The sequence below is a fragment of the Chroococcus sp. FPU101 genome (genome assembly GCF_017312365.1).
GTDB lineage: Bacteria > Cyanobacteriota > Cyanobacteriia > Cyanobacteriales > Microcystaceae > Chroococcus.
The window spans coordinates 1-10,967 of sequence record NZ_BLJI01000067.1 but is presented as its reverse complement, the minus strand read 5'-3'; the positions used below and the strand labels follow the sequence as shown (position 1 = coordinate 10,967).

Below are 10,967 nucleotides of genomic sequence, written 5' to 3'. Positions count from 1 at the left end.
TTAATTCTGACCACCTACTTAGATGCTAATGGTTTGTTAGCTGAATAATCTTTGTTTAACTTTCAACGATTAAACTCTAGCTTGACAGACGAAAAGCAGGGAGTTCATTTGTTGCTCACTTGATCTGTGTAACCATGCAGATAGCTACCTTCCCTGACTAACAAAACTGAACTCTGTATTACTACAAAATGGTGAGGCTTTCACTACCCTCAGTTTCCCTAATAGAAGTTTACATTTCGTTACAATTTTAAGTAAAGGTCAGGCGAACCGTAGATTTCGCGCCTCAAAAATAGGAGGTTGTCCGATGAACGGCAACATACGTGTCGGTAATTTATTTGGGATTCCTTTCTATGTGAGTCCTTCTTGGTTTATCGTGCTAGGAATTGTCACGTTAACTTATGGTGGGCAACTCGCCTTATTTCCTCAACTTAGTGGCATCACTCCTTGGATTTTAGGCTTAGTTACTGCACTATTATTATTTGCTTCAGTGATTGCCCATGAATTAGGACATAGCTTAGTAGCTATCTCTCAAAAAATTGGAGTCAAATCCATTACTTTGTTTATCTTTGGTGGTTTAGCCAGCTTAGAGAAAGAATCAGAAACACCATTACAAGCTTTTTCAGTCGCCATTGCAGGCCCCCTCGTCAGCTTGCTCCTCTTTGGCCTGTTTACCATAATTGGCCTTAATGTCGCTTTGCCATTACCAATCGCTGCGATCGTTTCTTTACTAGCCTCAATCAACTTAGCATTGGCTCTATTTAACTTGATTCCAGGCTTACCTTTAGATGGTGGAAATGTCCTCAAAGCTTTAGTTTGGAAGATTACAGGTAATCCAAATCAAGGGATTATTTTTGCTAGTAGAGTCGGTCAAGTTTTCGGTTGGTTAGCGATTCTAATCGGAGGATTAGCGGTTGTCGGGTTAAGTCCCATTGGTAGCTTTTGGACGCTTTTGATTGGCTTCTTCTTGTTACAGAATGCAGGAAATTCTGCTCAATCAGCCCAAATTCAAGAAACGATGAATGGATTGACGGCTGAAGATGCCGTAATTCCTAATAGTCCAATTGTTAACCAAGATCTGAACTTGCGTTCTTTTGCCAATGACTATGTGATTGGACAGAATAAATGGAGTAAGTTCTTAGTCACTGACGACGCGGGAAACCTACTTGGAGCGATCGCTACAGATGATCTTAAAAAAGTAGCGACCTCTGATTGGACAAAAATCCAAGTTAAAGAATTGATGCAACCCAACCCAGCTTTGACAACTGTTCGCTCTAATCAAACATTATTAGAGGTGGTCAAACTGCTTGAACAGCAAAGAATTCCACAGTTAGCCGTCGTGAATGAAAATGGGGCTATTGTTGGCTTATTAGAAAAGGCTTCGGTCATTAATTTATTGCAACAGAAAGCACTTTTTAAAGCTGCTTAAACTCAACTGAGCTTGAATCTGATCATTGGGGTGTCATCGACTTTAAAGTCGTGCCGCTTGCGGCACGGCTCCTGTCTTTCTTTTTCTCGCTCTTGAACATAGCTTTGCCACTGAGATAAATTAAACTGATTGGTCACTTCTGTGAAAAAATCCTTTAATTTCCCGTATTCCACCTCAATTTTCAATGTTTCTGACAGTTTTGAGTGTGCTAACAGAGCAATTTAATCAAGCATTTTCTTTGTAGACCTTTTGCCATTCAAGCTCTTTTAAAGACAAAAGAACTTTTTTGAGCGAAAGAAACGGTGTTATTCGTTCTGAATAAGCAATCGCTTTCCCACTACTATCGAAAAGTAGGAACCTGTCTTTACCGTCTCGCTCGCTCGCGGAGGTTCTTGGCTTCCACTTGAGTTTTAACAGCTGCGAAAGTCAATCGTGTTGTCAAAGCAATTCCAAAGCCCTTCTTAACAACTTAAATTTTGTAAGGATCGAGTTTTCGCTTTAATAAAAATTCATAGAAGAAGCCGCAGATGTAGATGCTTGCTTTAAAAAAGCAGGATACAACAAGCTCGGGCCTACTATCATGTTTAAAGTTAAGATGATTTAAGCAATGAGGTTCGGCAAATCGGAGTGCAAAGATGATCGATCTTTATTACTGGCCAACTCCTAATGGTCATAAAATTACAATTTTTCTTGAAGAAACGGGTTTAGACTATCGCCTTATTCCAGTCAACATCGGGACGGGAGAACAATTTCAACCCGATTTTCTCCAGATTTCGCCGAATAACCGTATACCCGCCCTAGTGGATCATCATCCAGCCGATGAGGGTGAACCGATTTCTCTTTTTGAATCAGGTGCGATCTTGCTATATCTCGCCGAAAAAACAGGTCAGTTTCTTCCTTGTGAACCACGAAACCGCAAAACTGTTTTAGAGTGGTTATTCTGGCAGGTTGGTGGACTAGGGCCAATGGCAGGACAGAATCATCACTTTGTCCAATACGCGCCCGAAAAACTTTCCTATGCGATTGACCGTTATGTGCGAGAAACCAATCGCCTTTATGGAGTCTTAAACCGACAGTTAGCAGGACGTGATTACATTGCGGGAGACTATTCAATTGCTGATATGGCTTGTTATCCCTGGATTGTTCCATACGAGAGACAGCAGCAACAGTTAGAGGATTTTTCCCATCTTCAACGATGGTTTGATGCGCTCCAAAGTCGCCCCGCAGTAGTCCGCGCTTACTTAAAGGGTCAACCTTTTGCTAGTCGTCCAACGGTTAATGAGGAAAGTCGTCAGATTCTTTTCGGACAAACAGCTAAAACGCTTGAAAATCCTTCTGAGCCGCTTTAAGAAATGCGATCGCTCTTTTGATGAATCCTGTAGAAATATATCTCAAGTTGCCTACCCCATTTATGATGAACAACTGGGATAGATTACTACCAGATTGGCAAATTCCACCTCAAACCCTTGTATTGGTTTTGCTAAATGCCGATTTTCCTTTAGACGATGAAGGGAATTTTGTAGAACGAGAAAAAAATAGATTACTCAAACAATTTTTGGCATTAGGCGAATCTTTCCATCGAGCTAGTCGGCAACGGGGATTTTTCACAGAAATCATTTTACCTAAAGATGGAATGCCCTGACGGGGTGACAACCATGCTAAAAAGCTTGTTGTATAATGTTCATAGCCTTTAACCCCTTATAATAAAATGAGAGCTTATTAGGGTTAAGCTCTCATTAATTCCTCGACCCAGTCGCCAAGAAATGTTTGAGAACTTATCCACAAATCCCCATATAACCCAAGCCAAAAATAACTATTTTTCGTCATAACATTTTTAATTTTTCTTTCTCGACCTATCTATTCTTCTTGTCCCCGCCATCTAATTGATTGACCTTTTAAGGATGAGAATGTATAGGCAATAGCGATTAATAAGACCAATCGAGTCGCTCTTTCTATGGAAGCTTTGGAACCTTCTTTCGTTATAACCACCTGTCTTACAATCTTTAAACATAGCCTCAATTCCTACTCGTTTTTTGTAAGCTTTTATCGCTTCTTGTAAATTGGGAAAATTGGTCAGCAAATACCAAGGTTGTTCCTCTTTATTTTCGCGATATTGTCTTTTCCAATAAATGCCAATTGACCCTTGACTAAATCCTTTCTCTTTTCTTACTTTAACGCCAGTTAAAAAACTTTTTACTCCAGAAACTATTTTTAAACTATCTAGTTTTTGATAAATTTTTCCTTTTTCTTTGAGATAAGTATTTTTCTTTTGTCTGAGAACAAAGTATACTTTTTTGGTGAGCAACCACTTAGCCAGTTCCACGCTGTGAAATTCACGATCTCCTAAAATTACCAGTTCATAACTTTTTAATAGTTTCAAGGCAGGACGGATTAATGCTTGCTGTTCAGCCAGATTACTTGCTCCTTTCTTGTCTAAAAATTGCCAGTAAATCGGAATCGCTCTTTTTTCTGTAATCACTGCTATCATAAATAAGTTTTTATCTGACCACTGTGTTCTATCAATGGCTAAATATAACTTTTCTCCTGGTTTAAATTTTAATTTAATTATCTCTTCAATTAAAGGCAACCAGATTAGAGTTACTGACATGACTGGTAAAATTAAAAATCTTTGTATATGCCGACGGCGACTCTCATAGCGTGATAGGCAAAGGGAAATGTGCTGCTAATCTCTCAATTTTGGCTTGTTTATGGACTTGTAGCAGCCATACTAAGATTTCCAATGTTAGTAATTGTGCTTGATTTAGTTGACTTGATAGATGAATGCGATACAATTCTGGTAACATTTTGTTTAAATCGGTCGGTTAACATTTTTAAGACCGATCTTTTTTTACCATAAATTGTCTTAAGTCCTTTCCTTCCTTGCTTTGAGCTTGATTGTCACCCCGTCAATGGAATGCCTCAATATTCAACCCAAGGTGACCTAATTTTCGACCTAGTCGCCACTGTTCATCACTCACTAGGGTTTGACTATTCTATAACGATGAAAGGCTGTCAAGTCCTCAAACATCCCCTGTGGCAGACAGCTATCTACCCTGGGCTTTTCTTGTCTGAGGCGACTATTGTTGAGGTTCAGTCCATTTTGACGGAATTTGTTTGAGAATAAATTGGTTCAGACTCAACATTGGAGTGATGAAAAACAACTTCGTAATGTTCAACTGTTGGGAAAGGTTCGTAGAAATGATGCAGTAGAGAACGCCACTCTTGGTACTCTGGTGATTGTCGGAAACCAACTGTGTGGTCTTCCAATTTTTGCCAGTGTACCAGCAGAAGATATCGATTCGTAGTTTCTAGACAACGTTGCAGTTCATGAGAAATGTAACCTGGCATCGCAGCAATGATGGCTGAGGCAGTCAGATAAGCAATTTCAAACTCTTTACTCAAACCTGGTTTGACATCAAGAATGGCAACTTCTAAGATCACAGACTAAAATCTCAACTTAAAAGGTTGATTATCGCTCTGAATAACCCAATCATAACTTAACTCTAGATCCTAACCCAAAAACTTCAGCAGAATAACATTCCTTGGAAGCGGCGGCTAGTAACCTTTGCATCTTCACAAGATCTAACCTTTTATTGCTGTAGCTTGGTTAAGCTGTCTTACGCTATGCAAGTAACCTACAGGTTAACGGCTTTGAGTTTTTCTGGATTAACAACTGCAAAAATGGATTGGATGCTTGAAGTTGAAAAATCAAAACTAAAAGTGCTTTGAGGGTTCCCTTCTACAATATTTAAAATTCCAGGCTGCTCATTAATTTGAATGATTTTGGGACTAAGATTAGGGACGAGCCGACTCCGCCGAATTGAGAGCAAAAAGCGAGCCACCTTTTGACATCCTTGCAACGGTCGCTGTGCTGCTGTTACTTGTCCTCCACCATCTGACCAGAAGGTAATATCCTCGGCCATCAGTGCCATCAGATTCTGTAAATCACCTTGATTCCAACTAGTCAAAAACTGTTCTACTATTTCTTCCTTGTGTTGAAGGGATAAACTGATGTTGGGTCGTCGCCGCCTCAGATGTTGACGCGCACGATGCACGATTTGACGACAATTTGCTCTGCTTTTGCCGACCGTTTTCGCAATCTCTGGGTAGTCATAGTCAAAAACTTCACGCAATAAAAAGATTGCCCGTTCAGTTGGCGATAAGCATTCAAGAAGCGTTAAAAAGGCAAATGATAAGGATTCAGCCAATTCGGCATTGTCTTCTTTCATCGTGGCTCACCTCAGAAATTAACGGTTCTGGCAACCACGTCCCAATATACTTTTCTCGTTGCACACGAGCCGAACGAAGTTGGTCGATGCACAGACGAGTGATCAAGCTTGATAAAAATGCTTTGGGAGATTGGACAACGGTTTGGGTTAATTGCCAACGGAGCCATGCTTCCTGTACTAGATCTTCTGCATCACTAACACTACCTAACATTCGATATGCGATCGCAAAGAGCAGGGCGCGATGTTGATTAAAAATTTCTAGGCGTTCCATCGGCTACCAGTCTGTTGCTATTTTCATCAGTTTAGTTCGTGCCATGGTCATCTCTTGTTGTCGAATCTCATTTGACATAAATTGCTCTGGTACAGGCACAACGGTTACATCGGTGATTCCAATGAATCCTAACACTGACCGTAAGTAGGTGTCACAGAAATTCATTTCAGCAAGTGGTGTCCCTACGACAAAATTTCCAGCACTCGGTGTGATGATCAAGGCTTTTTTTCCTTGAATCAGTCCTTGAAAGGTATAGGTGGCTGGATCAAAGGTAAAGGTTCGATTGATTCGGACAACATTATCTAAATACGCTTTTAGAGTAGACGGTACACTGAAGTTATACATGGGTACACCTAACAGAATCCGATCTGCCCAAAGTAATTCTTCAATTAATATCTCTGACTCAGTTAAGACGGATGCCATTAAATGCGATCGCTCTTTGGGTAAGGTGTAATTTGCTTTTGTCCAAAGCTCTGTCGGATGGGTGGGTGGATTGATTCCAACATCTCGCTTTTTCTGCTGAGTTTTTGAATGTGCTGTAGACCAAGCTTGAATAAACTCATCACTCAAACGGCGCGAGATGGAACCACAGGCACGAACACTCGATTGAATTTCAAGCAGTTTCATGATTAATTCTTCTTTGTCTGACTTCTATTTATAAGACGAAAAACTACTGATAGTTGTGACAGGGTTTAATTCTCAATCTAAAGTTCCCACTAAAAACTCGTAGCATAATGGTGCGAAGGGAGCGAGATCACCCAAATTACCCATTCTTCCTCTAATAAGTATTCAATGTGTCCCTGATATGGTTCAATCTTTCTTCAACACTGTAGATAATATCTTCTTTAGAAAAATCAGAAAATCGCTGACAAGTAAGCTGAATTTTATAGGCTCGTTGCTCCCACCAATCAGATATTATAATTTGCTGAACTTGTTGATTGTGGATTATGGCTTCTTCTAAGACATCATCGATAATGATATAAAGACTAATTATTAAAGGAAATGACTCAGTGAATTGATAAGGTTGATTTTGCAGTTGCCACGTCAGTATTTCTTTTAAATCAGTTTCATAGCAATCATAAATTACTGAGCGAGTTAAATTCATTAATTGCTCAAGCATAAAATCTAAACTTAAATTAGATGCTGAATACTCGTTAATTAAATTAAAAATAGGTGACTTATTAACATTTTGCAATAGTCCTTCTAAATTAGGAACTCGTTTAGCTAAAATTAAACATAGTGTTTCTAATTGTTCTTCCTGGTAGTAAAAAGAACTCATGAGTTTTTGTAATGACTCACTCAACTGTTTTTGTAAAGATTTGGGAGTTTGTTGAATTAAAAATTGAAGTTGTGATTCTTCTTTATGAGCCATTGCTTGAGCATTGATTAGATACTGAATGGGTTGACTCAATTCTTCATTTAGATAATTTCCTAAAATCGCTAACTCTTTATAAATTCTCTGTTTGCTCAACTGCTGTTTTAAGCGTTGATTTAAAACAGTAATTTCTTGATAATCTTTTTTCCTTTTCGTTTCATATTCAATTAGTAAATTTACTAAACTTACTAGCTCCAATACCAACAACGCAGGTAAAACAGGAATCCATAATCCTTGTAAAAATAACTTATAGCTAATCATTAAAAATACTAGATGCAAAATTCCAAGACTGATAACAATTAAGCCTTGACGAGATAAGCCGAAACAATGAACCAAAAAATAGGCTCCCATTCCCCAAAAACCTATCCATAGACAAATCCTAGGCTCTGACCAAACTTGAATCAACGGTCGGCGATCTAACGCTGCACTGAGGATTTGGCTAGTAACTTGTCCAATTACTTCTATGCCATAAAGTTGACGAGGCACATTATTAAACTCCTGACTTAGTGGAGTTAGAAATTGATCGTTCAAACTAGGAGCATAAGCCCCAATAATGACAATCCGATTGTTAAAGTGTTTGGGAACGATTTTAAGGTCTAGTAGATCTGAAACTGGAATGACCTCAAAATTAGCTTTGCGCCAGTTAATCAGTATCTGATAATCTGCGTCATCTATCGTTACATAAGCACCACTATAGTTGCGAAATCGCCAAAAGATAGAATTATTTAAAACTAAATGTAAATCGTGATTTTTTTCATGTCCTTTAGCTACTATGCCTTGAGATAGTAAATATTGTTCAGCTAAAGCCCAACTGAGGCTCTTAACAGCAGGTGGTTTCGTCACTGGATATAAAAAAGCCCGTCGTTGTACTCCATCGGGATCTAGTTCAATCGAAATATCTGTGATCTGTTCGGACGGTAGGGGCGGTGGTTGAATCAAATCGAAATCTTTATCACCAGGTATCCCCGTTAATTTAGCGACAGCAAAAAAATTGGGATTATCTCTAGAAATCTGAAGAAATTCTGAATGACCAAAAGGTGAACTTGAATAAGCATCAATACCTTGCTCTTTAAGTTCTTGGATTTCCCAATAATTAGGGGGAACGGGATGATCTCGAAAAATATCAATACCAACCGCAACAGGTTTCCCTTGTTCAAGGAATTTAAGAATTTTGTAAAGCTGCCAATCCGAAAGGCGATTTGTTTTGAGTTTGTTAATATCTTTTTCGGTTATTCCAACTAAAATAATTCGTTGCTCAGTAGCTTCAGTTGGTTTTAACTTGAAATATAAATCAAATACAGACAGTTCTAATCTTTCTAATCCACCCAAAAGTCGAATCACAATTAAACCTAGAATAATTCCTATGCTGAACAAGAGTTTTTTTCGATTAATGTTCATAATTTAACGATAATTTGCGGCGTTCAAGGAATCGTTCAATTTCAGTTGGATGGGGAACAAGATTTAACAAAGCATTGATCGTTTTGCCATAGTATGGTTGATTTTGACACAAGAGAACTGCTGAAAGTAAATAATTCGAGGTTGATGACTTTAAATTTGGTAAAGTTAAAACAATAAATCCATTTTTTTTGACAGGAATCGTCTTTTCATAAATTAACTGGCGCTCTAACTTTCCTCGAATCTCGGTTAAGGTAATTAATAAAGTCTCATCTTGCTCGGATTGAACTTGATAAACGACAACAGGACGATTGATGTTAACATTTAAGTAAATTTTTTTGTCTTCTTCAGTCGATTCTATTAAAAATAAATCACCCAGTTTATAAGGACATCCTCTAGTGCCTTGAGCCGTACTTTTTTTCGGTTCTCCGCTTGTATCATTTGGGTTAAAATAATTACTGCTCATCACCATTCCCAAAATCATTAAATTTGTGAAGATGAAATTTTTATACATTAATTTTTTGTATTTTTTGCTCGGATTCAGTTTTATTATTTTACCGCCTAGTTTGTCTATATCTGGTAAAGAGATCTCTGTCCAAAGACAGAATTTAAAGCAAAAAAAGGTAGAGGAAACATCAGTTATTCAACTGTTATTAATGGCTGAAATGTATTTAGATTTAGGAAATTTGGTACAAGTCAACCGAATATTGAATAAAATTCCAGAAGAGGGAAATATTAAGTTTTATAAAAAAGTAATTGAAGCAAATTTGGCTGCCAGATTGGGAGAGTACGCTCAAGCCATTACTTTATATGAGCAGTTACAGGAGCGATTAACAGGGAAAATTAGATTCCGTTTAATCTTTAATCATATTCAAACCTTACGGGAACGAAGCTCTTATTATCTCTGGCAAGCAAGCGAAGAACTCGATCCTCAATCCTTACAAGCTTTAGAACAACTGGCAAAAAGAGATCAACAAACCAGCCTCCAGTTAGCAAGAGATAACAAAACAGATTTAGAAATCGCATCTATATTATTTCAATTAAGCCCCACAGAGGTCAACCGTGAACAACTTATACAAAAGGCGATCGCAGAAGAAGATTCTCAGGTTAAAATCGAAACACTTCTAGCATTGGGAGAACAGACAGAGGCGATCGCAACAGCAACCCGATCAAATGAGCCTCGCTTTCTCTCCTAGGTTTATGGAGAACAGGGTAAGCAATACTTACAAGATGGAAAATTAAATGAGGCTCTTGCTTCTTTGCGGAAGGCTCAATTATTTGCCAATCAAGCGCGGGATCATCTAGCCTTAGCCCAATGGCAATGGCATTTAGGAAAGCTTCATCAGCAACTTGGAAAACCAGATCAAGCAAAAGTCAGTTATCAAGTCGCCGTCTATGCCATCGAACAGATTAGGAAAGATATTGCTGGCTATCGCGTTAATCCATTACTCTATCAGCAAATACAACCCATCTTACGAGATTACTTAAAGTTGCTGTTAAAATCTCCACAGGAAGCAGACCTCAAGATGGCGATTAAAATTCAACAATTAGAACTCCTAAGCGAGTTAGATTCCTATTTTCGCAGTTGGTGTGACCTCGCTCCTCAACCTGTGAATCAAGTTCGGCAGGACACCGCCATCATTTATACGATTATTTTAGATGAAGCTGTTCATCTTATTGTCCGTACTGATTCTGGATATTATCACCAGTCAGTGGCGATCGCTCAAGTACAGTTAAATCAACTAATCTATAACTGGCGAAAGACTTTAGCTGATCCAGTTCGAGATCAATACATCGACGGGGGACGAGCCTTATACAATTTACTCATTCAGCCCATCCATGTCCTTATAGAAGGCAAAAAACGATTAGTTTTCATCCAAGACGGCAGATTGCGAACAGTGCCAATGGCTGCTCTTATTGATCAACATCATACTTTTTTGCTTGAACGATATGCGATTTCCTACTCATTGGGTTTATCCACTCGTCGCTCATCTGGCTCACTCAAACGCGCCTTAGTTGCAGGTGTAGCCAATAATTCTATTGAAAGCTTGCCAAATGTCAATCAGGAAGTCATGGCTTTAAAAGACTTGTTGCAAGCCGATGTCTTACTCGGTTCTCATACTAAGTTGCGAATTAGACTGTAATTCTCAAATGAGGAAAATAAGTCATGGAGCGTAAGCGTTCGGGTTGAGAATCAAGTTCCTTAAGAGCTTGACACAAAGTGTCCTCAACTTTATCCAAACTTAGAAACAGACGGTTAGAAAAATACTT

General features: G+C 38.6%; 12 protein-coding genes. 5 read left to right on the top strand and 7 right to left on the bottom strand.

The features are described 5' to 3' along the window. Positions 1–304 precede the first annotated feature (304 nt). The 3 genes from CFPU101_RS24245 to CFPU101_RS24235 all read left to right on the top strand — a co-directional run bounded on the left by CFPU101_RS24245 (position 305) and on the right by CFPU101_RS24235 (position 3,068). On the top strand, positions 305–1,426 hold the full coding sequence (locus CFPU101_RS24245; RefSeq protein ID WP_206818325.1) for a site-2 protease family protein: 1,122 nt from the start codon (positions 305–307) through the stop codon (positions 1,424–1,426). Between the two features lie 635 nt (positions 1,427–2,061). Further along, entirely contained in the window at positions 2,062–2,775 is a 714-nt protein-coding gene (locus tag CFPU101_RS24240; RefSeq protein WP_206818323.1) for a glutathione S-transferase N-terminal domain-containing protein, read from the top strand. Between the two features lie 62 nt (positions 2,776–2,837). Continuing rightward, a complete protein-coding gene (locus CFPU101_RS24235; protein WP_206818321.1) occupies positions 2,838–3,068 on the top strand; it encodes a hypothetical protein in 231 nt (76 codons plus the stop codon). A gap of 237 nt (positions 3,069–3,305) precedes the next feature. Here CFPU101_RS24235 and CFPU101_RS25830 read toward each other — a convergent pair whose 3' ends face one another. The 7 genes from CFPU101_RS25830 to CFPU101_RS24200 form a co-directional block, all read right to left on the bottom strand. Then, complete coding sequence (locus CFPU101_RS25830) at positions 3,306–4,034, bottom strand: IS4 family transposase (RefSeq protein ID WP_242578242.1); 729 nt, start codon at positions 4,032–4,034, stop codon at positions 3,306–3,308. Between the two features lie 482 nt (positions 4,035–4,516). Beyond that, positions 4,517–4,867, bottom strand: coding sequence for an antibiotic biosynthesis monooxygenase (locus CFPU101_RS24225; protein WP_206818319.1), 351 nt, complete (start codon positions 4,865–4,867; stop codon positions 4,517–4,519). 194 nt (positions 4,868–5,061) lie between these two features. After that, positions 5,062–5,655, bottom strand: a complete 594-nt coding sequence (locus CFPU101_RS24220; protein ID WP_206818317.1) for a sigma factor-like helix-turn-helix DNA-binding protein — start codon at positions 5,653–5,655, stop codon at positions 5,062–5,064. Next, a complete protein-coding gene (locus CFPU101_RS24215) occupies positions 5,627–5,926 on the bottom strand; it encodes a sigma factor (RefSeq protein ID WP_206818316.1) in 300 nt (99 codons plus the stop codon). Before CFPU101_RS24215 ends, CFPU101_RS24220 begins: the two co-directional genes overlap by 29 nt. Positions 5,927–5,929: 3 nt before the next feature. Next, on the bottom strand, positions 5,930–6,553 hold the full coding sequence (locus tag CFPU101_RS24210) for an FMN-dependent NADH-azoreductase (RefSeq protein ID WP_206818315.1): 624 nt from the start codon (positions 6,551–6,553) through the stop codon (positions 5,930–5,932). Positions 6,554–6,704: 151 nt separating this feature from the next. Then, positions 6,705–8,699 (bottom strand): CHASE2 domain-containing protein, encoded by a 1,995-nt coding sequence (locus CFPU101_RS24205; protein WP_206818314.1) that lies wholly within the window; start codon positions 8,697–8,699, stop codon positions 6,705–6,707. Next, positions 8,689–9,162, bottom strand: a complete 474-nt coding sequence (locus CFPU101_RS24200) for a hypothetical protein (RefSeq protein ID WP_206818313.1) — start codon at positions 9,160–9,162, stop codon at positions 8,689–8,691. The genes CFPU101_RS24205 and CFPU101_RS24200 overlap by 11 nt, the downstream gene beginning before the upstream one ends. A 31-nt stretch (positions 9,163–9,193) precedes the next feature. Here CFPU101_RS24200 and CFPU101_RS24195 point away from each other — a divergent pair, with 31 nt between their 5' ends. Both CFPU101_RS24195 and CFPU101_RS24190 read left to right on the top strand, forming a co-directional pair. Further along, positions 9,194–9,892, top strand: a complete 699-nt coding sequence (locus CFPU101_RS24195; protein ID WP_206818312.1) for a hypothetical protein — start codon at positions 9,194–9,196, stop codon at positions 9,890–9,892. A gap of 63 nt (positions 9,893–9,955) precedes the next feature. Continuing rightward, on the top strand, positions 9,956–10,840 hold the full coding sequence (locus CFPU101_RS24190) for a CHAT domain-containing protein (RefSeq protein WP_206818310.1): 885 nt from the start codon (positions 9,956–9,958) through the stop codon (positions 10,838–10,840). Positions 10,841–10,967 lie beyond the last annotated feature (127 nt).

Bases quoted from the DNA above. Each gene is read 5' to 3' on its own strand.
- CFPU101_RS24245 (WP_206818325.1), top strand. From the start codon at position 305: ATGAACGGCAACATACGTGTCGGTAATTTATTTGGGATTCCTTTCTAT.
- CFPU101_RS24240 (WP_206818323.1), top strand. From the start codon at position 2,062: ATGATCGATCTTTATTACTGGCCAACTCCTAATGGTCATAAAATTACA.
- CFPU101_RS24235 (WP_206818321.1), top strand. From the start codon at position 2,838: ATGATGAACAACTGGGATAGATTACTACCAGATTGGCAAATTCCACCT.
- CFPU101_RS25830 (WP_242578242.1), bottom strand. From the start codon at position 4,034: ATGTCAGTAACTCTAATCTGGTTGCCTTTAATTGAAGAGATAATTAAA.
- CFPU101_RS24220 (WP_206818317.1), bottom strand. From the start codon at position 5,655: ATGAAAGAAGACAATGCCGAATTGGCTGAATCCTTATCATTTGCCTTT.
- CFPU101_RS24215 (WP_206818316.1), bottom strand. From the start codon at position 5,926: ATGGAACGCCTAGAAATTTTTAATCAACATCGCGCCCTGCTCTTTGCG.
- CFPU101_RS24210 (WP_206818315.1), bottom strand. From the start codon at position 6,553: ATGAAACTGCTTGAAATTCAATCGAGTGTTCGTGCCTGTGGTTCCATC.
- CFPU101_RS24205 (WP_206818314.1), bottom strand. From the start codon at position 8,699: ATGAACATTAATCGAAAAAAACTCTTGTTCAGCATAGGAATTATTCTA.
- CFPU101_RS24200 (WP_206818313.1), bottom strand. From the start codon at position 9,162: ATGAGCAGTAATTATTTTAACCCAAATGATACAAGCGGAGAACCGAAA.
- CFPU101_RS24195 (WP_206818312.1), top strand. From the start codon at position 9,194: ATGAAATTTTTATACATTAATTTTTTGTATTTTTTGCTCGGATTCAGT.